16 protein-coding genes are annotated in these 23,603 nt (G+C 63.3%); 10 read left to right on the top strand and 6 right to left on the bottom strand.

Annotated elements, in window-relative coordinates; genetic code table 11:
- Nucleotides 1-25: 25 nt before the first annotated feature.
- Nucleotides 26-1,360 (top strand): HAMP domain-containing sensor histidine kinase, encoded by a 1,335-nt coding sequence (locus J3B00_RS09380; RefSeq protein WP_209866992.1) that lies wholly within the window; start codon nt 26-28, stop codon nt 1,358-1,360.
- A gap of 32 nt (nt 1,361-1,392) precedes the next feature.
- Here the strand turns inward: J3B00_RS09380 and J3B00_RS09375 are convergent, their stop codons facing one another.
- A complete protein-coding gene (locus J3B00_RS09375) occupies nt 1,393-1,947 on the bottom strand; it encodes a nitroreductase family protein (protein ID WP_209866990.1) in 555 nt (184 codons plus the stop codon).
- Between the two features lie 147 nt (nt 1,948-2,094).
- Between J3B00_RS09375 and J3B00_RS09370 the strand changes: the two genes are divergently transcribed.
- Entirely contained in the window at nt 2,095-3,549 is a 1,455-nt protein-coding gene (locus J3B00_RS09370; protein ID WP_209866988.1) for a TrkH family potassium uptake protein, read from the top strand.
- On the opposite strand, the gene J3B00_RS09365 is transcribed toward J3B00_RS09370, so the two are convergent.
- Nucleotides 3,506-4,561, bottom strand: a complete 1,056-nt coding sequence (locus J3B00_RS09365) for an AraC family transcriptional regulator (RefSeq protein WP_209866985.1) — start codon at nt 4,559-4,561, stop codon at nt 3,506-3,508. The two genes, J3B00_RS09370 and J3B00_RS09365, sit on opposite strands and share 44 nt — an antisense overlap.
- A 155-nt stretch (nt 4,562-4,716) precedes the next feature.
- On the opposite strand from J3B00_RS09365, the gene J3B00_RS09360 reads away from it, so the two are divergent.
- The 3 genes from J3B00_RS09360 to J3B00_RS09350 all read left to right on the top strand — a co-directional run bounded on the left by J3B00_RS09360 (nt 4,717) and on the right by J3B00_RS09350 (nt 6,902).
- Nucleotides 4,717-5,028, top strand: a complete 312-nt coding sequence (locus J3B00_RS09360) for a DUF962 domain-containing protein (protein ID WP_209866984.1) — start codon at nt 4,717-4,719, stop codon at nt 5,026-5,028.
- 94 nt (nt 5,029-5,122) lie between these two features.
- Nucleotides 5,123-5,887 (top strand): AraC family transcriptional regulator, encoded by a 765-nt coding sequence (locus J3B00_RS09355; RefSeq protein WP_209866982.1) that lies wholly within the window; start codon nt 5,123-5,125, stop codon nt 5,885-5,887.
- A gap of 124 nt (nt 5,888-6,011) precedes the next feature.
- On the top strand, nt 6,012-6,902 hold the full coding sequence (locus J3B00_RS09350) for a DMT family transporter (protein ID WP_209866980.1): 891 nt from the start codon (nt 6,012-6,014) through the stop codon (nt 6,900-6,902).
- Here the strand turns inward: J3B00_RS09350 and J3B00_RS09345 are convergent, their stop codons facing one another.
- Nucleotides 6,903-7,184 carry a SelT/SelW/SelH family protein gene (locus J3B00_RS09345; protein WP_209866978.1) on the bottom strand — a complete coding sequence of 94 codons (282 nt, stop codon included), beginning with the start codon at nt 7,182-7,184 and terminating at the stop codon, nt 6,903-6,905.
- A gap of 66 nt (nt 7,185-7,250) precedes the next feature.
- Here J3B00_RS09345 and J3B00_RS09340 point away from each other — a divergent pair, with 66 nt between their 5' ends.
- Nucleotides 7,251-9,437 carry a patatin-like phospholipase family protein gene (locus J3B00_RS09340; RefSeq protein ID WP_209866977.1) on the top strand — a complete coding sequence of 729 codons (2,187 nt, stop codon included), beginning with the start codon at nt 7,251-7,253 and terminating at the stop codon, nt 9,435-9,437.
- 108 nt (nt 9,438-9,545) lie between these two features.
- Here J3B00_RS09340 and J3B00_RS09335 read toward each other — a convergent pair whose 3' ends face one another.
- Together J3B00_RS09335 and recQ are read right to left on the bottom strand one after the other, a co-directional pair.
- Nucleotides 9,546-9,983 carry a MarR family transcriptional regulator gene (locus J3B00_RS09335; RefSeq protein WP_209866975.1) on the bottom strand — a complete coding sequence of 146 codons (438 nt, stop codon included), beginning with the start codon at nt 9,981-9,983 and terminating at the stop codon, nt 9,546-9,548.
- Between the two features lie 146 nt (nt 9,984-10,129).
- Nucleotides 10,130-12,277, bottom strand: coding sequence for a DNA helicase RecQ (gene recQ, locus J3B00_RS09330; RefSeq protein WP_209866973.1), 2,148 nt, complete (start codon nt 12,275-12,277; stop codon nt 10,130-10,132).
- A 247-nt stretch (nt 12,278-12,524) separates the two neighbouring features.
- Here recQ and J3B00_RS09325 point away from each other — a divergent pair, with 247 nt between their 5' ends.
- A complete protein-coding gene (locus tag J3B00_RS09325) occupies nt 12,525-13,112 on the top strand; it encodes a UPF0149 family protein (RefSeq protein ID WP_209866971.1) in 588 nt (195 codons plus the stop codon).
- Nucleotides 13,109-13,483, top strand: coding sequence for a YbaN family protein (locus J3B00_RS09320; protein ID WP_209874710.1), 375 nt, complete (start codon nt 13,109-13,111; stop codon nt 13,481-13,483). Before J3B00_RS09325 ends, J3B00_RS09320 begins: the two co-directional genes overlap by 4 nt.
- 45 nt (nt 13,484-13,528) lie before the next feature.
- Here J3B00_RS09320 and J3B00_RS09315 read toward each other — a convergent pair whose 3' ends face one another.
- Nucleotides 13,529-19,558: a retention module-containing protein gene (locus J3B00_RS09315; RefSeq protein WP_209866970.1), complete on the bottom strand. Its 6,030-nt coding sequence runs from the start codon at nt 19,556-19,558 to the stop codon at nt 13,529-13,531.
- 438 nt (nt 19,559-19,996) lie between these two features.
- Between J3B00_RS09315 and J3B00_RS09310 the strand changes: the two genes are divergently transcribed.
- Together J3B00_RS09310 and J3B00_RS09305 are read left to right on the top strand one after the other, a co-directional pair.
- Complete coding sequence (locus J3B00_RS09310; RefSeq protein WP_209866968.1) at nt 19,997-21,370, top strand: TolC family outer membrane protein; 1,374 nt, start codon at nt 19,997-19,999, stop codon at nt 21,368-21,370.
- Nucleotides 21,371-21,446: 76 nt separating this feature from the next.
- Nucleotides 21,447-23,582 (top strand): type I secretion system permease/ATPase, encoded by a 2,136-nt coding sequence (locus J3B00_RS09305; RefSeq protein ID WP_209874707.1) that lies wholly within the window; start codon nt 21,447-21,449, stop codon nt 23,580-23,582.
- The last annotated feature ends 21 nt before the right edge of the window (nt 23,583-23,603 follow it).

Below are 23,603 nucleotides of genomic sequence, written 5' to 3'. Positions count from 1 at the left end.
TTCCCGTTTGGAGGAGGTACTCGTCTTGCGTTCACTGTTCTGGCGCATCCTGGCCAGCTTCTGGCTCGCCATCACCCTGGTCGCCGGTCTGTCGATCCTGCTCGGCCACATGCTCAACCAGGATAACTGGATCCTCAGCCGCCACCCGGGCCTGAACACCCTGGCCAGCCATTGGGCGCAGCATTACGAAGACGAAGGCCTGGAGTCCTCGCAACACTTTCTGGAACGCCGCAAACAGCGCTTCAAAATCGATGTGCAAGTGCTCAACGACGTGGGCGATGCAGTGGTGCCTGGCACCTTCCCGCGGCGCGCCGCCGACTTCGAAGCGCGCCAGCGCAATGATGAGCGCCGCCTGCCCTGGCGACGCCTGACCGAGGAATACACCAGCCCGAAAACTGGCGAGACCTATCTGCTGATCTACCGTATTCCGCATCCGGCGCTGGATGCCTGGCACCGCGAGAGCCTGCTCTGGCCGCTCAGCGCCCTGGGCATCGCACTGGTGGTGTTGACCTTGTTCAGCCTGCTGGTGACGCTGTCGATCACCCGCCCATTGAGCCGCTTGCGCGGAGCGGTGCACGACCTTGGCCAGACCAGTTACCAGCAAAACAGCCTGGCCAAACTGGCCGGGCGCCGCGATGAGTTTGGTGTGCTGGCCACCGACTTCAACAAGATGGGCGCACGCCTGCAGAGCCTGATCGGCAGCCAGCGCCAGTTGCTGCGTGATGTGTCCCACGAGCTGCGCTCACCGCTGGCGCGCCTGCGCATCGCCCTGGCCCTGGCCGAACGTGCCGAGCCTGAGCAGCGTCAGGCGCTGTGGCCGCGACTGACCCGTGAGTGCGATCGACTGGAAGACCTGATCAGCGAAATCCTCGCCCTGGCCCGGGTCGATGCCGAGCAGTCGCTGGCCGAGCCAGTTGATGTCAATGCCCTGCTCGGCAGCGTACGCAAGGATGCACTGCTGAGCGCACCGGATCAGGAAATCCGCCTCGAGGCCATGCCCGGCCTGACTCTGCAGGGCTGGCCGACGCTGGTCGAGCGTGCCGTGGACAACCTGGTGCGCAATGCCCTGCGCTTCAGCCCGCCCGGGCAGCCGATCGAGATCAGTGCGGGGCTCGAGCATGATCGCGTGGTGGTGACCGTGCGTGACCACGGCAAAGGCGTGGCGCCGGAGTACCTGGCCCAGTTGGGCGAACCGTTCTTCCGTGCGCCCGGGCAGGATGCGCCGGGGCATGGGCTGGGCCTGGCGATAGCCCGGCGGGCAGCGGAGCGCCACGGTGGCAGCCTGACGCTGAGTAACCATGCCCAGGGTGGCTTTGTGGCGCGGCTGGAGTTTCCTGTGACGGCTGTAGTGGGCAGTTGATCGCTGGGGCTGCTACGCAGCCCCCGACTCACTTACTCCCAGGCGCGAACAAAGTCGGTAGTTTCCAGGATTGGAGCAGTGCGCGGCTCGTTGACTGGCGTCCCCACATAGAGGTAACCGATCACCTCTTCGTTCGCCTCCAGCCCCAAGCCCCGGTGCACATGCGCATCAAAGGCCAAGTCGCCGGTCCGCCACACTGCGCCGATACCTTGCGCATGCGCCGCGATCAGGATGCCATGCGCGGCACAACCCGCTGCCAGTTGCTGCTCCAGCTTGGGCACCTTGAAGTGATCCTGCAGACGCGCAATCACTACGATCAGCAAGGGTGCCCGCATCGGCATGGCGCGAGCCTTGTCCAGCGCGGCCTGGCTGGCGTCACCTTTATTGGCGACCGCTTCGGCAAACAGCTCGCCAAGCTTTTCGCGCGCCGCGCCCTCGATGGTGAGGAAGCGCCAAGGGCGCAACTGGCCATGATCCGGCGCGCGCAGCGCGGCCTGGAACAACGCCTCGCGCTGGGCAGGATTGGGCGCCGGGTCGGTCAGGCGTGGTACGGATACACGGTTGAGCAATGCGTCGAGAGCCTCCATCGGCTACCCTCCTGGCAGATCAAAAGTGCCGTCATTCTGCACTATTGCCGCCGCTACGGCACAATCTACAGGTAATCCAATGCGTTTACTTCACCGGACGCACAGGTAGAATGGCGCCCCTTTCCGTATCGAGTCAGAGCAGATCACATGGCGTTGCCGACCTTAAGGATCATTGGTTTCATCATCGGCATCTTCCTGATCACCCTGGCGGTCAGCATGGTCGTTCCCATGGCCACCCTGGTGATCTTCGAACGCACTGGCGACATGCCCTCGTTCCTCTGGTCGAGCCTGATCACCTTTATCGCCGGCCTGGCCCTGATCATTCCCGGCCGCCCCGAACACGTCCACCTGCGCCCGCGCGACATGTACCTGCTGACCGTCAGCAGTTGGCTGGTGGTCTGCGTGTTCGCCGCGCTGCCGTTTCTCCTGACCCAGCACATCAGCTACACCAACGCCTTCTTCGAAAGCATGTCAGGCATCACTGCCACCGGCGCCACCGTGCTCAGCGGCCTCGACAACATGTCACCGGGGATCCTCATGTGGCGCTCGATGCTGCACTGGCTCGGCGGCATCGGCTTCATCGCCATGGCGGTGGCGATCCTGCCGCTGCTGCGCATCGGTGGCATGCGTCTGTTCCAGACCGAATCGTCGGACCGCTCGGAAAAGGTCATGCCGCGCTCGCACATGGTCGCCAAGTCAATCGTGCTGGTCTACGTCGGTATTACCTTTATTGGCAGCCTGGCCTTCTGGTGGGCCGGCATGAGCCCGTTCGATGCGATCAACCATGCCATGTCGGCGATCTCGACGGGCGGCTTCTCCACCTCCGACCTGTCCCTGGCCAAGTGGGACATCCCCGCCGTGCACTGGGTCGCAGTGGTGGTGATGATCTTTGGCAGCATGCCCTTCACCCTGTACGTGGCCACCTTGCGTGGCAACCGCCGGGCGCTGCTCAAGGATCAGCAGGTGCAAGGTCTGCTGGGCATGCTCATCGTCACGTGGCTGGTGCTCGGCACCTGGTACTGGGCCACCACCGACCTGCACTGGCTGGACGCCCTGCGTCACGTCGCACTGAACGTCACCTCGGTAGTCACCACCACCGGCTTTGCCTTGGGCGACTACAGCCTGTGGGGCAATTTCTCGCTGATGTTGTTCTTCTATCTCGGGTTTGTCGGCGGCTGCTCCGGCTCTACTGCAGGCGGAATAAAGATTTTCCGCTTCCAGGTGGCCTATATCCTGCTCAAGGCCAGCCTCAACCAGCTGATCCACCCGCGCGCAGTGATCAAGCAGAAGTACAACGGCCACCGTCTCGATGAAGAGATCGTGCGCTCGATCCTGACCTTCTCGTTCTTCTTCGCCATCACCATTTGCGTCATCGCCCTGCTGCTGTCGCTGCTCGGGGTCGACTGGATGACGGCCCTGACCGGCGCCGCGGGCACCGTTTCCGGGGTTGGTCCGGGGTTGGGCGAGGTGATTGGCCCAGCCGGCAACTACGCCACCTTGCCGGATGCCGCCAAATGGATCCTGGCCGGCGGCATGCTGCTCGGCCGCCTGGAGATCATTACGGTACTGGTGTTGTGCATGCCGGCGTTCTGGCGTCACTGACCGGCTCAGCGCCCAGGCGTGAGCGGTACTCGCTCGGGGTGGCGTCGAACCAGCGGCGGAACGCTCGGTAGAAGTTGCTCGGGTCGGCGAAGCCCAGGAGGTAGGCGGTTTCCAGCAAGGTCATGCCCGGTTGGGCGAGGTACTGCTCGGCCAGCTCCCGCCGGGTATCGTCGAGCAGGTTCTGAAAACTGGTGCCCTCCTCCTGCAACCGGCGCTGCAAGGTACGCTGCGACAGGTGCAGCGCCTGGGCCACGGTTTCGCGCTTGGGCTCGCCCTGAGGCAGGATGCGGCACAAGACCTGACGCACCCGATGGGTAACCCGGCTTTCCGAGAAGCGCGCCAGGTATTCGCCGGCAAAACGGTCATGCAGGATGGCCATCGCTTCATTGGCGGTGGGCAGTGGCGCTTCCATGTCAGCCCGCTCGAACACCAGTGCGTCGTGGGGCGAATCAAACACCAGCGGTGAGTGGAACGCTACCTTGTAAGGCTCGACGTTTTTCGGCTGTGGCCCCTGGATCAGCACCCGCCGCGGCTGGATCGGCCGACCGCTGAGCCAGGTACACAATGCCAATGCGCAGGCCAGCGAGGCCTCGGCGCTGTGTCGGGTAGGCGGCAAGTGGTCGCCATGTACCGTCAGGATCAGGGCATACCCATCCGGCCCGAGACGGAAGCTCAGGTCAGAACTTTCGGCAATGATCCGCTGATAACGCACCAGACGCTCGAAGCCCTCGGCAAGTGTGCGGCTCGACATCAGCGCGTAGCCGACCACATGGAAGGAGGCCGGACGCACCACCCTGGACATGTTCAGGCCAATCGCTTCGTTGCCCGACAGCTCGACCGCCAGCTGCCAGAGCCGGGTCATCGAGTCTTGCGAAAAGCGTGCATCCGGGTCGTCGAGGGCGGCAAAATCCAGCCCAAGTTGCTTGAACATGGCGCGGCAATCGAGCCCTTCCAGCTCTAGCGCCTTGACGATCCCTGATGCCCAGCTGGCTGACGTGGTTCTTTCGCTCATGGCAGGCTTCTTGTGCTGACCGCTCCAGCGGTGAAGGCCAAGGATACTCAATTGGCGCTTATTGTCACTGGCCCTCGCTGCTAATCACTCTAGACTCGAATCAGGCTCCACGCCGTGTATCCGACTCAATGACAAGTATTTCCGGGAGCACAGCCATGAACCGCACAGCGCAGTTCCGCAGTTTTGCCGAGTTCTACCCCTATTATCTGGGTGAGCACAGCAACCCCACCTGCCGCCGCTTGCACTTCGTCGGCACCAGCCTGGTGATTGCCCTGCTGGCCTACAGCATCGCCAGCGGCAAGTGGTTGCTGCTGCTGAGCGTGCCGATTTTCGGCTACGGTTTTGCCTGGATCGGGCACTTTTTCTTCGAGAAGAACCGGCCGGCCACATTCAAGCATCCGTGGTACAGCCTACTCGGCGATTTCGCCATGTTCCGCGACATCTTGCTAGGCAAGGTCAGCCTCTGATCAAGTCGGTGGCTTCCAGCGAAGCCGCCAAGCACCGGCCCTGACACGCGTGGTCACGGTGTACACTGCAGGCCTGCCACGCCAGGACTGCCCAATGACCACCGGCCCGATTCTTTCCCTGCGCCACTACCGCGACGAGCTGATTGCCCACAGCCATGACCACCCGCAATTGGTCTTTGGCCTCGGCGGCCGGCTGGATTTCGAGGTGCTGGGGCGCGGTGCGCGGGTCGACCGGCAAGCGCTGGTCGTGGTCCCGGCCGGTGCCCATCACACCTGCGGCAGTACCGCCGGGAGCCACTGCCTGGTGCTGGATGTGCCTGGCGAGCCGTGGCTGCACGAACAACTCGGGGCGCATGCCGATGCCAGTCGCCGCCTGTTCGAACGGCCCGGTGCCGTGGGCCTGGACAACCGTCAGCAACAGTTGGTCGACTGGCTTGCCGCCAGCCCTGTGGATGATCCCTTGATCGCTCGCCAGGGCGCCTCCCTGCTGCTGGCCAGTCTCTGCGCGCAGCACTCGGCCTGCGTGGTCGACATGCGCCTGCCCTACGCGGCGTTCGATGCGCACATCGAGCAGTACGCGGCGTATCCGCTGCAAGTAGCCGACCTGGCGCGCCTGGCCGGGTTGTCCAACGCTCGGCTGCATGCGCGCTTTGCTGCCGAGTGCGGGCTGACGCCGATGGATTACATTCGCCAGCGCCGGCTGCTCAAGGCGCGGCAACTGCTCAGGGAAACCCGGCTGCCGGTTGGCGAGGTCGCTGCACGGGTCGGCTACAGCTCGCAGAGCGCGTTTTCTGCGGCCGTGCTGCGCGACTTTGGTTGCTCGCCGATGGCATTGCGGCGCGAGCCTGGCGACAACTGACGCGAGGGGCGCGACAGACAACTGCACTGAGTAGACCTTAGAGTGTGGTGTCGCATTTATCGGGGCTGCCCCGCGAAGGGCGGCAAAGCCGCCCCAGCAATCCCAACAGCCGGCAAGGACTTACATGAACCACCGTACTGCACTCGGCGCCCTGCACATCGGCGCGCTGTTCTTCGGCCTGACCGGCGTCTTCGGCAAACTGGCAGCCTCGGCCAGCCCGACCATCATTGTGTTCGGCCGCGCCGCCTTCGCCGTGCTCGCGCTAGGCCTGTTTGCCAGCCTGGCGCGCCAGGCCTGGCAGCCGCTCAATGGTCAGGACCTGCGCCGCCTGCTGCTCGGCGGGGTACTGCTGGCCGGGCACTGGGTGAGCTTTTTCATCGCGGTAAAAGTCGCCGGCGTGGCCATCGCCACGCTCGGCTTTGCCAGCTTTCCGGCCTTCACCGTGATCCTCGAAGGGCTGTTGTTCCGTGAGCGCATCCGGCGCAACGAGACCGTGCTGGTGGTCCTGGTAAGCATCGGCCTGATCCTGGTCACACCGGCCTTCGACTTGGCCAGTGAAGCCACCAGCGGACTGCTCTGGGCACTGCTATCGGGGCTGCTGTTCTCACTGCTGTCGCTGACCAACCGCGCGGGCTCCGGACGCCTGCCAGCCGTGCAGGCAGCGCTGTGGCAGAACCTGGTGGTTGCCCTGTGCCTGGTGCCCTTCGCCGCACCCGGCCTGGCCAAGGTGAGCGGCATGGACTGGCTGTGGATCGGCTTGCTGGGGGTGTTCTGCACCGGCATCGCCCACAGCCTGTTCGTCGCCGCCCTGGCCGTGATCAAGGCGCGCACCGCTGCGGTGGTCTTCGGCATGGAACCGGTGTACGGCATCGCGGTGGCATGGGCGGTGTTCGCCGAGACGCCAACCTTGAGCATGCTCGCTGGCGGCGCGCTGATCATCTTCGCCATTGTCTTGTCCAGCCGCCTTGGCGCAGAACAATCGGCCAAGCAACGTTCGTTGGCCGAGGGTGCTTGATCAGCGATCGTTGTGGCCAAGGTCTCGCTGCGGATCGATCTGGTCGCGCACGCGCTGCTTGAGCACCTTGGCCTCGGGGAAACCGCCGTCGGCCTTGCGCTCCCAGATCTGCACGCCATCGCAGGTGATCCGAAACACACCGCCGCTAGCCGGTTCCAGCGCCACCCGAGCGAGTTCATCGGCAAACGTGCTGAGCAGCTCCTGGGCCAGCCAGGCCGCGCGCAGCAGCCACTGGCACTGGGTGCAATAGGTGATGACAATTTCTGCCTTGGCGTCGGCCATGATCAGGTTTCTCCCGCTGAGTGGACGCTTATACTAGCGGCCTTTCTTCCGGGTTTGAGACTGATAATGCGCCGCCTGCTGTTGTGCCTGATGCTGACGCTTACTTCCTGCTGCGTGCTGGCTGCCGAGCAGGCACGGCCCAAGGTCGGCCTGGTGTTGTCGGGCGGCGCCGCGCGCGGCCTGGCGCATATCGGCGTGCTCAAGGCCCTCGAAGAACAAGGGGTGCACATCGATGCCATCGCCGGCACCAGCATGGGGGCAGTGGTCGGCGGGCTGTATGCCTCGGGCTACAGCGTCGAAGAGCTGGAAAAGCTGGCAACCACCCTCGACTGGCAACAGGCCCTCTCGGACGCACCGCCGCGCAAAGACGTGCCGTTCCGGCGCAAGCAGGATGACCGCGACTTTCTGGTCAAGCAGAAGCTGAGTTTTCGCGACGATGGCAGCCTCGGCCTGCCGCTGGGCGTGATCCAGGGCCAGAACTTGTCGCTGCTGCTGGAAAGCAAGTTGGCGCACACCGCTGACACGCGCGACTTCGACAAGCTGCCGATCCCCTTCCGGGCGGTGGCCACCGACATTGCCAGTGGTGAAAAAGTGGTGTTCCGCCGCGGTCACCTGCCCCAGGTGATCCGCGCCAGCATGTCGATCCCGGCGGTGTTTGCCCCGGTCGAGATGGACGGGCGCCTGTTGGTGGACGGCGGCATGGTCGACAACATCCCGGTCGATGTTGCCCGTGAGATGGGCGTAGACCTGGCCATCGTGGTCGACATTGGCACGCCGTTGCGCGACCGCAAGCAACTGGCGACCGTGGTCGACGTGCTCAACCAGTCGATCACCCTCATGACCCGGCGCAATTCCGAAGAGCAGCTGGCCAGCCTGCATGACCAGGACATCCTCATCCAGCCGCCGCTGGCCGCCTTTGGCGTGACCGATTTCGGCCGTACTCAGGAGATGATCGATGCCGGCTACCGTGCCACCCGCGCGCTCGACGCACGCCTGGCCATCCTGCGCCGCGCCGAAGGCGATGCCGAGCTAGCCGTGGCGCGCTCCCCGCGCAATCGCCGGCCGGTGATCACCGCAATCAAGGTAGAAAACGACTCCAAGGTCAGTGATGACGTGATCCGCTACTACATTCGCCAACCCATCGGCGAGCCGCTGGAGCTGGAGCGACTGCAAACCGATATGGGCACCCTGTATGGCCTGGATTACTTCGATGGCGTGCAGTACCGCGTAGTGCACAAGGGCGATGATCACACCCTGGTGATCAACGCGCGTGGCAAGAGCGGCGGTACCGACTACCTGCGCCTGGGGCTGAATTTGTCGGATGACATGCGCGGCGACAGCGCCTTCAACCTCGGCGCGAGCTACCGCGTCAACGGCATCAACCGGCTCGGTGCCGAATGGCTGACCCGCGGCCAGATCGGCGACCAGCAAGAGCTGTACAGCGAGTTCTACCAACCGCTCGACATCGGCTCGCGTTACTTCGTCGCGCCGTACCTGGACCTGGGCTCACAGAATATCGAGGCGACCCTCGATAATGACCCGGTCGCCGAGTACCGGCTGGAGCGTTATGGCCTTGGGGTCAATCTGGGCCGGCAGATCGGCACTTACGGTGAGGTGCGATTGGGAGTGGGCAAGGCTTGGGGTGAGGCCGAGGTGCGCATCGGCGATCAGGACCTGCCCAAGGTCAGCTTCAACGAAGGTTTCTACGAGTTGAAGTACTCCTTCGACACGCTGGATAACGTGTACTTTCCGCACAGTGGCGAGGACATCGGCCTGACCTTGCGCAAATACGACGCCTCGCTGGACTCGGACACCGAGTACCGGCAGTGGCAGTTGAACATGGACAAGGCCTTTAGCCACGGGCCGGACACTTGGGTGCTGGGCGGGCGTTACGGGCGTACGCTGGATCAGACGGAAGTGGTCACATCGAGCTTCGTGCTGGGCGGCGCGCGGCAACTGTCCGGCTTCCGCCAGGACTCGGTGTCGGGGCAGAACGTCAGCTTGCTGCGGATGGTCTATTACCGGCGCTTGACGCCGCGGGCGTATCTGCCGCTGGACTTCCCGCTGTATGTCGGGGGGTCGCTGGAGCGTGGGCGAGCGTGGAACAACGACAATGAGTTCGACAGCGGGTATATCAATGCGGCTAGCGTGTTTCTTGGGCTTGAGACGCCGCTAGGGCCGTTGAACCTGAGTTATGGGACAAATAGCGAGCATCAGCAGGCGGTGTACCTGAACCTTGGGCATACGTTCTGAGGGATCGGTTTAATGAAGGGAGGGCCAAGGCTGCAAAGCAGCCTCGGCCTAATCAAGCCAGACCCTGTGTCAAAAAATCTTGAAGTGCAGCCCACTGTCCCACAACTTTCAAGGCTTCTCGAGATTCCCAAGAATCTTCGCATGCACCCGCATGCAGATTTCCAGGTCAGCCTCATCAACCCCACTGAACAGCTCAAGCCGCAGTTGGTTGGCAATCGTCTCGATCTGGTCAATCAGCGGCTTGGCCGGCGGACACAGCTGAATCTTTTTGGCCCGCCGATCCTCCATCACCGCCTGCCGACGCACCAACCCCTGCCCTTCCAGGCTATCAAGCAGACGCGCCAGGGTTGGACCTTCAACGCCCACACTCTGGGCCAGCTCACGCTGGGTCGGGGCTTCCTCGAAACGGGCCAGGTGCAACAGCACCAGCCAGCGCGCCTGGGACAGATTGAGCCCGGCCAGGCGGCGGTCCAGCTCGGCGCGCCAACCCCGGGACATCTGGGCCAGTTGCATACCGAAGCGGTGTTGGTTGTCAGTCAAGGGCATAAACAACTCATGGATAGTACTAATTATTAGCCAGCTAACCATGCTCTTGCCTGGCAGGCAAGGCTATCCAAGAGCGAAATGTCCGATAATCGTCATAAAGCATGACAGAGGTCAGCCGCGGCCCACCTGTTGGCGGGCAGATCGGATCAGAGCTCGAACTCGGCCGCCAACGCAGCACGGATGCAATACAACACACCCTCTGGCACACGTTTTTCAAACTGGGCGGCGATGGCCGACACCGGCGGCAGCTCCCCCTCGCCGTCGAGGAAGGCATCCTGTACTTCCATCATCAGCTCTTCGGGCAGGTCCAAGGCCTGGTCCAGACTCAGCTCCTGACGACCAATGGCTTGAGCCAGCAGGCTGTAGACGTTCTTCTCGCTGCAATTGAGCTGGCCGGCGATCTGCATCGGCGTCATGCCGGCACGCGCCAGGCTGACCAACTCGTGGCGCAGATCGACAACCACTTTCGGCGTATCGGCGGCGCTTTCGCCGCCGTTGAGCACCTCGAGGAACGCCTGGCCATAGCGCTCCAGCTTGCGCGCACCAACGCCACTGACCTGGGCCATGTCGCTGAGGCTGGCCGGCTGGCTGCGCAGCATCTCGAGCAGGGTCGAGTCGGGGAAGATGACGTACGGTGGTACGCTGTGCTCTTCGGCCAACTTGCGCCGCAAGGTACGCAAGGCCTCCCACATCTCCCGCTCTTCACCCCGCACCAATTGGCTGGCCGGGCTGCCACTACTGCCGCCAGAGCTCTTGGACGAGGTTTGCGGCTTGAGATCGCGGCGCAGTTGCAGGTTGACCTCACCGCGTAGCAGCGGTCGACAGCTGTCGGACAGGCGCAGGCCGCCGTAGCCCTCAAGATCGATGTCGACCAGCCCACGTGCCACCAGCTGGCGGAACAGCGAGCGCCATTCGTTTTCGCCCAGCGACTTGCCGACAGCAAATACCGAAAGCTTCTCGTGACCGAAGTTGCGCACCTTCTCGGTATCCTTGCCCACCAACACGTCGACCAGATGACCGACACCGTAGCGCTGCCCGGTACGGAACACCGCCGACAACGCCTGGCGGGCTGGTTCGGTGGCATCCCAGGTCTGCACCTGGTCGACACAGTTGTCGCAATGCCCACACGGCTGCTCGAGCACTTCATCGAAGTAGGCCAACAGCGATTGCCGGCGGCAGCGCGTCTCTTCGCACAGCGCCAGCATGGCATCGAGCTTGTGCTGCTCGACGCGCTTGTGGCGCTCATCGCCTTCGGAGTTCTGCAGCATCTGCTTGAGCATGACCATGTCCTGCAGGCCGTAGGCCATCCAGGCATCAGCAGGCAGGCCGTCACGGCCGGCACGACCGGTTTCCTGGTAGTAGGCCTCGAGCGACTTGGGCAGGTCGAGGTGGGCGACGAAGCGCACGTTGGGCTTGTCGATGCCCATGCCGAAGGCAATCGTGGCGACCATGATCAGGCCTTCCTCGTTGAGGAAGCGGCGCTGGTTGGCCGAGCGCGTCTCGGCCGCCAGGCCGGCGTGATAGGACAACGCCGGGAAGCCTTGCTCGCAAAGGAAGGCGGCAGTCTCGTCGACTTTCTTGCGCGACAGGCAGTAGACGATACCGGCGTTGCCCCGGCGCTCGCCGAGAAACGCCATCAATTGCTTGCGCGGCGCTTCCTTGGGCACGATGCGGTAAAAGATGTTCGGCCGGTCAAAGCTCGACAGAAAGCGTTCGGCGCCCTGCAAATGCAGGCGCTGGACGATCTCTTCGCGGGTACGCATGTCGGCGGTAGCGGTCAGGGCGATGCGCGGCACATGCGGGAACAGCTCGGCCAACTGGCCCAGTTGCAGATATTCCGGACGGAAATCATGGCCCCATTGCGAAACGCAGTGGGCCTCGTCGATGGCAAACAGCGAGACATCCAGCCCCTGCAGGAACTCGAGCATGCGCGGCTGAACCAGACGCTCGGGCGCCAGGTAGAGCATCTTTACCTCGCCGCGGCGCAGGCGCCCAGCCAGTTCGCGCTGCTGCTCGGCGTTCAGCGTCGAGTTCAGGGCAGCCGCCGCCACGCCAAGTTCGTCAAGCGTTGCGACCTGGTCGTCCATCAAGGCGATCAGCGGCGAGACCACCACGGTCAAGCCTGGGCGCAGCAGCCCGGGCACCTGGAAGCAGAGCGACTTGCCGCCGCCGGTGGGCATCAATACCAGGGCGTCGCCACCGTTGGCCACGCATTCGATGATCGCTGCCTGGCGCCCACGGAAACTGTCGTAGCCGAAGATGTCCTTGAGGACGCGCTGAGCCTGTTCGAGCATTGCAAACTCCGAAATCGCCGTACCATTCCTTGACACAGGCTGGACGATAAACCCGCCCTGCACACGTGCGAATGCGTAAGCAGCTTTTGCCACAGACCCCAAAACGGGCTCCCTGGCTGAAAAACGACGGATTATACCCCACTGTCCACCGCTACAGGACGCCTCGGTGACAGACGTTCCCTTTGCCCCGTCTGCGCAGCAAGATGCTAGAATTCATTATCGTTTAATTCCCCAAGGTAGCCCCGTAATGTCCTTCGCCGAGCAACTGACCCGCCTGCAAGTCTTCCTCGATGCCGACGAGCTGCATGAAGAAGCGCTGGATTACGTCGCCGCCCATGGCTACCTGACCGCGCTGTCGATCACCTCCGAGGTCGTTCCTGATCGTGAATGGATCGATGCGCTGTTCGCCGAGGAACCGCAATATTCCGGCGAGGCCCAGCGCACCGAGATCGAAGCCACCCTGGTCGCATTGAAGGCGCACATCAGCCGTCAGCTGGCCAGCGACGAGGAATTCGAGCTGCCGTGCGAGCTGGACCTGACCGAAGAGCCGGACGATTCCGAGCTGCGCGGCTGGTGCATCGGCTTCATGGAAGGCGTGTTCCTGCGCGAAGAAGCCTGGTTCGAAAACGCCGAGGAAGAAGTCAGCGAAATGCTTCTGCCGATCATGGTCGGCTCGGGCCTGTTCGATGAGCAACCGGAGTTCGAAGACATCGCCAAGGACGCCAACCTGCAGGACGACATGATCGTGCAGATTCCTGAAGCGCTGACCGCCCTGTACCTGCTGCTGCACGCACCTGACGAGAAGCCGGCGCTGCTCAAACCGCGCCACCACTGAGTGCGTTCGTGCGCTACCTGCTGCTGGCCATCGGCTGGCTCAGCGTCGCGCTGGGGGTGCTGGGGATCTTCCTGCCGGTGTTGCCCACCACCCCGTTCCTGCTCCTGGCTGCGGCGTGCTTCGCGCGAAGCTCGCCGCGCTTTTATGCCTGGCTGGTGAACCACCCCAGGCTCGGGCCATGGATCCGCGATTACCTCAGTGGCGAAGGTATTCCGCTCAAGGGCAAGGTCTACGCCATTGGCCTGATGTGGGCGAGCATAGGTTTGTCGTGCTACCTGGTGCCGTTGTTCTGGGCCCGGGTGTTCATGCTGACCAGTGCGGTGTTGGTGAGTGTGTATATCCTCAGGCAGAAGACCTTGCGCCGGCGCTGAGCCAGAGTGCTGTGTATCGGGGCTGCTGCGCAGCCCCTAAAGGGCTTACACGGTATCCACCTTCAACGAGTGATCATTGAGCATCCCATTGATGATGGTCGCCGTATCATGCCCCGACGCAATCATCCCCCCCGCCCCCGCCGTCACCCCATAGTGCTGAGCAAGGTCCACCCCAGCGAGATCAATGCTCTGCGTTGGCGCTGCCCCCGCCACGCTGCTGACCTCGATGGTCGAGACGACGTTACCGCCTGAAGCCGCGACCTTGAAGTGCAGGTAGTCATCCAGCGACCCCGCGCTGGCATTTTCCCCTTGCAGCAATTGCGACAGGTCGAGGCGGTCACTGCCAGGTGTGAAGTCGCTGACGGTGTCGTGCCCACTGTCGCCGTTGTGCCAGACAAACGTGTCGCTGCCGCCCCCACCCGCGAGCACATCATTGCCATGCCCGCCATCGAGCTGGTTGTCTGCGCCGTTGCCGGTGAGCCTGTCATCGAAGTCCGAGCCGATCAGGTTCTCGATGCTTACCAGCGTGTCCAGACCACCACCGCCTGTGGCCTGCTGACCCGTGACGCTCAGATCGACCGTCACCGCTGCCGACGCTGAGGCGTAACTGGCGGTGTCGATCCCGTCACCGCCGTCGAGGGTGTCATTACCAGCGCCAGCCAGCAGCACATCATCGACCGAGGTGCCCCCCAGGGTGCTGCCTGCATGGTCGGTGCTGCCCACCGCGCCGCCATGGCTGTCGCTGAGCGTATAACTGCTGGGGTAGTCCTGGTTCTCGCTATTGGCGGAGTTGATCACCCTGCTCAGCTTATGGCTTTCTTCGGCCTTGGCGTTGTCGACGTCGTTCGGCATGTTGACCAAGGGGACGCTGGAGAGGCCGTCGTGGCTGACAGTGGAGCTGCCGCCATCGCTGATGGGCGGGTAGCTGCCAGCGGCATCTTTCCACTCCGTCATCAGGTTGCCTTCGGGGCGGTCGTGATCAAGCTTGAGCGTTTCACCCTTGGACGAGGTCACGCTGATCAGGTCCTGACCATTGGCATCGCTGCTGACCTGCCCGAGCAATCCGGCGACCAGCAGCGCGGCGCTCATGCTGCTGGCGTTGGCGACAAACGCACTGCTGTCCAGGGCCACCCGCTGGCTGGCAACCATCTGCCGGTCTTGAATGTAGAGGGTGACCGTGGTGGTGCTTTCGTCGCCGTCCGCATCGCGGATGGTGTAGACGAAGGTATCGGTCGCCCCGGCCGGGCAGACGCTGTCGGGGTAGGACTGATAGGTGCCGTTGCCCTCGGCATCGACAATGACGTGACCGTAGGTACCCTGCACGATCACCCCGAGCTGACCGTGCGCAGGGGTCGACGTATCGTTGCCCGCGCGCACGCCGACCACGTATTTGCCATCGCTGAGGACATCCGCGCCGAACACGTCATTGCTTAACAGGTTGCCACTCACCTGGCACCCTTCGAGCACCGATGACGCGTCGCAATGCGCTTGCGGTACGTCGTCGACGATGCTGATGACAATGGTGCTGGTGGTGCTGTTGCCGAGTGAGTCGGTCGCCTGGTAGGTGAAGGTTTCAGTGGTGATGTTGGCGCCGTCGTTCTGGTGCACCGCTGAGTTCGGTGCCGAGGTCAGCGTGTAGCTGTAGGAACCATCGGCATTGACCTGGATCTGACCATGCTGGCCGACAGGATCGCCGACCAGGCTGTAGGTGAGCGCGCCATACCCTCCGCTGACCGCACCGACCAACGTGCCGGTGGCGGTTTCAGCGGTGGAACACGGCTGACTGCCGATCAGGTCAAGGGCCTGCTCATAAACCGTGACATCGCTGTCCTGGCTGGCAACCAGTTGGTTGTCCCGAACATGAATGGTGACCGTCGTGGTGCTTTCGTCGCCATCCGCGTCGCGGATGGTGTAGACGAAAGTGTCGGTCGCCCCGGCCGGACAGACGCTGTCGGGGTAGGACTGATAGGTGCCGTTGCCCTCGGCATCGAGAATCACGTAACCATAGGCGCCCTGCACGATCATCCCGAGCTGGCCATGAGCCGGGGTCGACGTATCGTTGCCCGCGCGCACGCCAACCACGTATTTGCCATCGCTGAGGACATCGGCGCCGACCACGTCATTCCACAGCAGGTTGCCACTGACCTGCCCCCCTTCGAGCACCGAGGACGAGTCGCAATGCGCTTGCGGCACGTCGTCGACGATGTTGATGACGATGGTGCTGGTGGTGCTGTTGCCGAGTGAATCGGTTGCCTGGTAGGTGAAGGTTTCAGTGGTGATGTTGGGACCGTCGTTCTGATGCACCGGTGAGTTCGGTGCCGAGGTCAGCGTGTAGCTGTAGGAACCATCGGCATTGACCTGGATCTGGCCATATTGGCCAACGGCATCGCCCACCAGGCTGTAGGAGAACGCGCCGTAACCACCGGTGACTGCACCGACCAGGGAGCCCGTGGCGGTCTCAGCCGGTGAGCCCGGTTGGCTGCCGATCAGGTCGAGGGCCTGCTCATAAACGGTGATATCGCTGTCCTGGCTGGCGACCAGCTGGCTGTCCTGAATATGAATGGTGACCGTGGTGGTGCTTTCATCACCGTCGGCATCACGGAGGGTATAGACAAAGGTGTCGGTAGCACCGGCCGGGCACACGCTGTTGGGGTAGGACTGGTAGGTGCCGTTGCCCTCGGCATCAAGGATCACGTAACCATAGGTGCCTTGCACGATGACCCCGAGCTGACCGTGCGCAGGAGTCGCCGTATCGGACCCGGCGCGCACGCCGACCACGTATTTGCCATCACTGAGGACATCCGCGCCGACCACGTCATTCCACAGCAGGTTGCCACTCACCTGGCAGCCTTCGAGTACCGCTGCCGAGTCACAACGAGCTTGCGGCACATCATCGACGATGCTGATCACGATGGTACTGGTGGTGCTGTTGCCGAGTGAATCGGTCGCCTGATAGGTGAAGGACTCCGTGGTGATGTTGGGGCCGTCGTTCTGGTGCACCGGTGAATTCGGTGCCGACGTTAGCGTGTAGCTGTACGAGCCATCGGCATTGACCTGGATCTGGCCATACTGGCCAACGGCATCGCCCACCAGGCTGTAGGTCAGGGCACCGACCCCGCCGCTGACCGAACCCACCAGCGTACCGGTCGCGGTTTCAGCGGTTGATCCCGGCTGGCTGCCAACCACGGTGCCGGGCGCCAGGTCGTTGCCGTCCTTGATCAGGTCCAGGGCCTTTTCGTAGACCGTGACGTCGGTGTCCTCACTGGCCAGCAGTGAGTTGTCATGCACGCTGATGGTGACCGTGGTGGTGCTGAGGTCGCCGTCCGCATCGCGAATGGTGTAGACAAAGGTGTCCGTTGCGCCTGCCGGGGGCACGCTGTTGGGGTAGGACTGATAGGTGCCGTTACCCTCGGCATCAAGCACAACGTAGCCGTAGGTGCCCTGCACGATCACCCCGAGCTGGCCGACGGCGGGCGTCGAGGTGTCGCTGCCGGCACGCACGCCAATCACGTACTGGCCATCACTCACGGTATCGGCGCCGATGATGTCATTCCACAGCAGGTTGCCGCTGACCTGGCCGCCCTCGGTCACGCTGGCGAAATCGCAATGTGCCCTGGGTACGTCATCGACGATGGTCACATCTAGGGTACCGGTGGCGGTACTGCCGTCGCTGTCCTGGGCCGTGACCGTGAAGCTCTCCTGCAGGTTGTTGACGCCATCAGCAGTAGCGTGCGCCTCATTGTCGAGCAGGCTGTAGCTGTAGCTCACCACCCCCGTGCTCGGCTCGTAGCCGGTAATCGTCAGGGTGGTGCCCAGCGCAGTGGTCACCGACTGCGGGAAGGCCTGCGCGACGCCGCCGCTGACCAGGGTGATGCCGGCAACGGTCAGGGTCTGCAGGCCATCGGCCGCCGTCACGGTGAAGGTGCCGCTCGGGCTGAGAGCGCCAGGATTGGGCGCGCTACCGTCGCTCAGGTGCTTTTCGTAAACCGTCAGCTCGCCACCGCTGGCGTCCAGCCCGCCCAGCGTGACCGGGTCATCCAGGTTGCTGATGTTCAGGGTCAAGGTTGCGCTGCTGGTATCGCCATCGGCATCCGTGATCGTGTAGGTGAAGGTCTCGACCCCATCGCCGCCGCCTTTCAGTGCCTTGAAATTAGCGTCATCCGGGTTGAGCGTGTAGGTGTAGGCGCCGTTCGCCGCCAGCACCAACGTGCCGTAAGTGCCGGCAAAGGTGCCGGCGATCACCGGCCCGCCGGTGACCCGGTCTGCGCCCTGCTGGTCGTTACTGAGGACGTTGCCGCTCAGCTCGAGGTGCTGTTCGGTGGCGACAATGGGATTACTGTCGTGCTCAGCCTGCGGTACATCGTCGATGATATTCACCAGCAGGTTGCTCGACGCGCTGCTGCCGTCGCGGTCTTCGGCGATGACGCTGAACTGCTCTTGCAGGGTATTGCTGCCATCGGCGTTTGGGTGCGCTTCGTTGTCGAGCAGGGTGTAGCTGTAGCTCACCACGCCGCTGCTCGGGTTGTAGCCGGTGATGGTCAGGGTGTTGCCCAGCGGCGTGGTGACGGACTGCCCCACGCCGACGACAACGCCGCCACTGATCACGGTGATGCCGCCGACAGTCAAGTTCTGCAGGCCATCGGCTGCAGTCACGGTGAAGGCGCTGCTCTGGGTCAGGGCGCCTGCGTTCGGCGCACTGCCATCGCTGAGGTTTCTTTCATAGACATTCAGGCCGTCGCCGTTGATTCCCACCCCACCCAATGTCACCGGATCGTCGAGATTGCTGATGTTCAGGGTGAGCACCGCGCTGCTGCTATCGCCGTCGGCATCCCTGATCGTGTAGCTGAAGGTTTCTACGTTACTGTCGCCGCCTTTCAGGCCTTTGAAGTCCGGGTCATCGGGGTTGAGGGTGTAGGTGTAGCTGCCATCGGTGGCCAGCACCAGTGTGCCGTAGGTACCGGTGAAGGTGCCGGCAATCACTGGCCCGCCAGGCACACGGTCGGCGCCCTGCTGATCGTTGTTGAGAACGTTGCCGGTCAGTTCAAGCTGCTGCTCGCTGGCGCTGACCGGGTTGCTGTCATCGACCGCCTGGGGCACGTCATCATGAATGATCACGTCCAGGCTGCCAGTGGCGACATCGCCGTCGCTGTCGCTGACCCACACCGGCAGGTGCTCATTGACGGTATTGCTGCCGTCACCGGTGGCATGCTGTTCGGCACCGGTGAGGGTGTAGCTGTAGCTCACCACGCCGGTGCTTGGGTTGTAGCCGGTGATGGTCAGCGTGTTGCCCAGTGGCGTGCTGACCGACTGCCCTACCCCGGTGACGATGCCGGCGGTGACCACGTTGATGCCGCCAACGCTGAGATTGAATACACCGTCGGCCGCCACCACGGTGAACGACCCTTGCTGGGTCAGCGCCGCCGGGTTGCTGTTCGATCCCAGCGCAAGATTGGCCTCGTCCAGCGCCAGTTCGCTTGGGCTCAGATCCAGCCCTTGCAGGCTGACCGGGTTGTCTATGCGATCAACCGGCGCTCGCGGCACGTCGCCATTATCATTGTTGTTGTCGATGTCCAGATCACCGACATACCGATTGGCAAGCTCCGGAATGCCATTGAAGCCGGCCGTGGGGAAGCCAATTTGAGGATCGACCCGCGCCGCCACTTCCTCGAGCATGACGAAACTGTGCCCACCGCCCAGCGCCCCCGGCGCTGCCGAGCCATTGGGCCCGGCCGCAGGTGCCTCGCCCTGCTGCGACGGGTCGGCGCCGGCAGCGATGGCTTGCTGCAAACGCGCCACATCGGCCAACTGCGCGTCGCTTGGCGGTGCATCGGCACTGTGTACGTGGGGTGCGCGGTTGGCGAGGAGGTCTGCGCTCATCTGCAGGCTGCTGTCGCGGCCCAGGGTCAGCTCGGCACCATTGTTCAAACGGACCGCCACGGCACCGGCGCTGCCGGTCTGCAACTGTTCGCCGGCAAACAGACGATCACCTTCGACCACCAGGCGCCGAGCGCCGTCGCCGCCCACCGCGAATACCTCGCCGACCACTTTGCTGACAACCCCGATAAATTTAGCCATGCGCGTACGCCTCCCTTGCCGATCGGATTTCGCAGCGTGAATAGCAGGGGGTCTACTGCGGTGAGGAGGCTCCAGCCTGATATAAAGGCGATAGTAATGATGGAACTTGGCCACCACTGAGCGACAATTTTCTGTCGCCAAATTCCGCCTTACTCTCCTTTCCAGCCCCTTTAGCTGCAAAAATTCTTGAACCTTTCCCAAGTGGCCTAAATCTGCCGATTGCAGCTTGATTTATGGGCCCGGTGAGTAGAACAATGTCGCGGATTCTTTAGACCTCATAAGTTTTTTTTCGCATAGCATTTATGAAAAAGAGTTCTTAGGTTGGGCGTTAAATGTTCTTAGCTCTGTTGTTACAAACTTGAAACAGTATGACTATCATTTTTCGTCATTTTTTTGGCGATTGCAGGACACATTTAGAGACCAGGGAGATGTACCCCAATGCGCGTTCTTACACCCATCACCAGTGCAATCCTGTTGGCCATGGCGTGCGCCAACGTTCAGGCGATGTCGATTACCGAGGCTGTTCAGAACGCCGTGGACCATCACCCGGAAATCAGCTCCTACCGCAACAGCCGGCTGTCTGCCGATGAGGATGTGAAGTTCGCCCGCGGCGGCTACTACCCAAGCGTCGACCTGGTAGCCGGCTATGGCCGGCAGCGCTCGGACAACCTCAACACCCGCGGCGTGAATGCCGACGGCACGCGCAATCACAATAAAGAGACGATGAACTACACCCAGTCGGAGCTGCGCCTGCGCCAGATGCTCTTCGACGGTTTCAACACCGCCAACGAAGTCGGGCGCACCGAGGCTGTGGCCAACTCCCGCGCCTATTACGCCCAGGCGGTGGCCCAGGATGTCGCCCTGCGTACCATCGAGGTCTACCTCGAAGTGCTCAAGCGTCGTGAGCTGGTGACCCTGGCCAAGAACAACCTGCAGGCGCACCTGCGGGTAAACGATCAGATCGGCCTGCGCACCGAGCGCGGCGTCGGTAGCACCGCCGACCTCGATCAGTCGCGCGCACGCCGCGCCCTGGCGGAAAACAACATGGACACCGCCGAAGTCGACCTGGCCGATGCCGAGGCCAACTTCTACAGCGTGGTCGGGCGCATGCCGGACGAGCTGGAAACGCCTTCGACAATCAAGGTCGAAATGCCCGGCACGATCGATGACGCACGCCGCGGAATGCAAGAGAACAACCCCTACCTGCGCTCTGCCCAGGCGGACGTGAACGCCGCCGAGCAACAGTACGAAGTGGCCAAGTCGCCGTTCTACCCGCGCCTTGATGCAGTGCTGGCCACCGGCGCCAACAACAACCTCGGCGGTGAGCGCGGGCACAGCAACAACGATTGGCAGGCCGGTGTCGAGCTCAGTTACAACCTGTTCCGCGGCGGCAGTGACAAGGCCCGCTTGCAATCCGATTCACACAAGATCAACCAGGCCCTGGACATCCGCAACAACGCCCTGCGCGAGCTCAACGAGAACCTCAGCCTGTCGTGGAACGCCATGAACAATGCGCGCAAGCAGACCCCGACCGCGCGCGAATATGCTGAAACCACCCAGCGCGTGCGCGCGGCCTACCAGGATCAGTTCGGTCTCGGCCAACGGACCTTGCTGGACGTGCTCGACAGCGAAAACGAGCTGTACAACGCCAATCGTCGCTACACCGAAGTGCGTTACACCGAGGAGTACTCGATGTACCGCGTGCTGGCGACCATGGGCGAGCTGCTGAGCAAGCAGCGTATTTCGCTGCCCCCGGAAGCCATCGCCAAGACTGAAGTACGCAGCGAAGCCAGGTTGCCCGAAATGCGCTAACCCGCACTTTCCCGGAGAAGCCTTCGGACGGTGCTGGAACCCTCCCCTGCGGTAGGAGTAGGCCATCGTGACCAGTATGCAGAGTGCCCAGCCGCGCCTGGACGTTGATGATCCGTTACTCGATGGCCTGTTGATCCTGTGCAAGCTGCACGGTTGCCCGGCGAGCCGTGCCAGCCTGTGCAGCGGTCTGCCGTTGGCCACCCGGCAGCTGGGCGCTGAGCTGCTGCCACGGGCGGCGGCCCGCGCCGGCTTGCAGGCGCGGGTGCTCAAGCGCGAGCTGACCGCCATCTCTGCGCTCAACCTGCCGGTGCTGCTGCTGCTCAACGAGGGCCGCGCCGCTGTGCTGCAGCGCTGGGGCGAGGACGGCCGGGCGCTGATTCTGCCCAGCGAGGCCGAAGGCGGTGAGCAATGGGTCGAGCGCCAGGCACTTGAGCAGGCCTATTCCGGCGAAGCCCTGTTCGCACGCCCGCGACACACCTTGGAGAACCTGCGCACGCCGTTGATGCCGAGGGTCGAGGCGTGGTTTCGCGACACCCTGCGGCATTCGCGCTGGCTCTACAGTGATGCCCTGCTGGCCAGCCTGCTGATCAACCTGCTCGGCCTGATGGTGCCGCTGTTCGTCATGCAGACCTACGACCGGGTGGTGCCCAACCAGGCGCTGTCGACCCTGTGGGTGCTGGTTGCGGGATTGTTCATCGGCACCGCCTTCGAGCTGGTGTTGCGCATGGTCCGCGCGCACCTGTTGGACCAGGCCGGGAAGAAGACCGACCTGATCCTGTCCGCGACCCTGTTCGAGCGCATCACCGGCATGTCGATGAAGGCCCGCCCGGCCACCATCGGCGGCTTTGCGCAGAGCATCCATGACTTTCAGGGTCTACGCGAATTTCTCACCGCAGTTACCCTCACCAGCATCATCGACTTGCCGTTCGTGGCGCTGATGCTGGTGGTGATCGGCCTGCTCGGCGGCTGGCTGGTGGTGATCCCGCTGGTGGCCTTCCCGATCGCGGTGGGCTTTGCCCTGTTCATCCAGATTCGCCTGCGCGACACCGTGGAAAAAAGCCTGAGCCTCGGCGCGGTGCGTCAGGCGCTACTGATCGAGACCCTCGGCGGCCTGGAAACGCTCAAGGCTTGCGGCGCAGAAAGCGAGCGCCAGTATCACTGGGAACACACCAACGGCGCGATAGCCCGGCTTGATGCCCACGCCCGCAACCTGTCGTCACTGGCCAGCAACGGCACGCTGTTCATCCAGCAGTTCTGCGGCATGGCGACCATCGTCGCCGGGGTCTACAGCATCATCGCCGGCAGCCTCAGCGTCGGCGCCCTGGTCGCCACCTACATGCTTGGCAGCCGGGTGCTGGCGCCGCTCGGGCAGATCGCCGGGCTGATCACCCGCTACCAGCAGGCCCAACTGACCATGCGCAGCACTGATGCCCTGATGGCCTTGCCGCAAGAGCGTCAAGCTGAACAACAGGCCCTCGAGCACACCACGCTCAAGGGCGGCCTGGGCGTCAGCCACGTCACCTTTCGTTACCCCGGGCAGAACGCCGCGGCGCTCAATGACATCAACCTGACCCTGCAACCTGGCGAGCGGATCGGCATCGTCGGCCGCAGCGGCTCCGGCAAGAGCACCCTCGGTCGGCTGCTGATGGGCTTCTATCATCCAGACGAAGGCCAGGTGCTGCTGGACAACCTCGACCTGCGCCAGCTGGACATCGCCGACCTGCGCAGCCAGATCGGCTATGTCGCCCACGACCTGCCGCTGCTGGCGGGCAGCCTGCGCGACAACCTGACCTTGGGCGCCCGGCATGTCAGCGACGCACGGATGCTCGAGGTGGCCGAGCTGACCGGGGTCAGCGAACTGGCCCGGCAGCACCCGCACGGCTTCGACCGGCCGGTGGGCGAGCGCGGCCAACTGCTCTCCGGCGGCCAGCGCCAAGCGGTGTTGCTGGCCCGGGCACTGCTGCTGGAACCGCCGATCCTTATTCTCGACGAGCCCACCAGCCACATGGACAACAGCAGCGAGGAGCAACTGCGCCAGCGCCTGCTCGAATGGGTGCCGGGCAAAACCGTGCTGCTGGTTACCCACCGCACCTCGCTGCTCAGCCTGGTCGATCGGTTGCTGGTGCTGGACAACGGCAAGATCGTTGCCGACGGGCCGAAGGATGCGGTCATCGATGCCCTGCGCAAGGGCCGCATCGGAGCGGCCTTGTAGTCATCCTTCGAGGAATAGTCC

The sequence above is a fragment of the Pseudomonas sp. BP8 genome (assembly GCF_017875955.1).
Classification (GTDB): Bacteria; Pseudomonadota; Gammaproteobacteria; order Pseudomonadales; family Pseudomonadaceae; genus Aquipseudomonas.
The sequence above is the reverse complement of the archived record's forward strand: the minus strand, read 5'-3'. Positions and strand labels throughout refer to the sequence as shown.

Bases quoted from the DNA above. Each gene is read 5' to 3' on its own strand.
- J3B00_RS09375 (WP_209866990.1), bottom strand. From the start codon at position 1,947: ATGGAGGCTCTCGACGCATTGCTCAACCGTGTATCCGTACCACGCCTG.
- J3B00_RS09370 (WP_209866988.1), top strand. From the start codon at position 2,095: ATGGCGTTGCCGACCTTAAGGATCATTGGTTTCATCATCGGCATCTTC.
- J3B00_RS09365 (WP_209866985.1), bottom strand. From the start codon at position 4,561: ATGAGCGAAAGAACCACGTCAGCCAGCTGGGCATCAGGGATCGTCAAG.
- J3B00_RS09360 (WP_209866984.1), top strand. From the start codon at position 4,717: ATGAACCGCACAGCGCAGTTCCGCAGTTTTGCCGAGTTCTACCCCTAT.
- J3B00_RS09355 (WP_209866982.1), top strand. From the start codon at position 5,123: ATGACCACCGGCCCGATTCTTTCCCTGCGCCACTACCGCGACGAGCTG.
- J3B00_RS09350 (WP_209866980.1), top strand. From the start codon at position 6,012: ATGAACCACCGTACTGCACTCGGCGCCCTGCACATCGGCGCGCTGTTC.
- J3B00_RS09345 (WP_209866978.1), bottom strand. From the start codon at position 7,184: ATGGCCGACGCCAAGGCAGAAATTGTCATCACCTATTGCACCCAGTGC.
- J3B00_RS09340 (WP_209866977.1), top strand. From the start codon at position 7,251: ATGCGCCGCCTGCTGTTGTGCCTGATGCTGACGCTTACTTCCTGCTGC.
- J3B00_RS09335 (WP_209866975.1), bottom strand. From the start codon at position 9,983: ATGCCCTTGACTGACAACCAACACCGCTTCGGTATGCAACTGGCCCAG.
- recQ (WP_209866973.1), bottom strand. From the start codon at position 12,277: ATGCTCGAACAGGCTCAGCGCGTCCTCAAGGACATCTTCGGCTACGAC.
- J3B00_RS09325 (WP_209866971.1), top strand. From the start codon at position 12,525: ATGTCCTTCGCCGAGCAACTGACCCGCCTGCAAGTCTTCCTCGATGCC.
- J3B00_RS09315 (WP_209866970.1), bottom strand. From the start codon at position 19,558: ATGGCTAAATTTATCGGGGTTGTCAGCAAAGTGGTCGGCGAGGTATTC.
- J3B00_RS09310 (WP_209866968.1), top strand. From the start codon at position 19,997: ATGCGCGTTCTTACACCCATCACCAGTGCAATCCTGTTGGCCATGGCG.
- J3B00_RS09305 (WP_209874707.1), top strand. From the start codon at position 21,447: ATGCAGAGTGCCCAGCCGCGCCTGGACGTTGATGATCCGTTACTCGAT.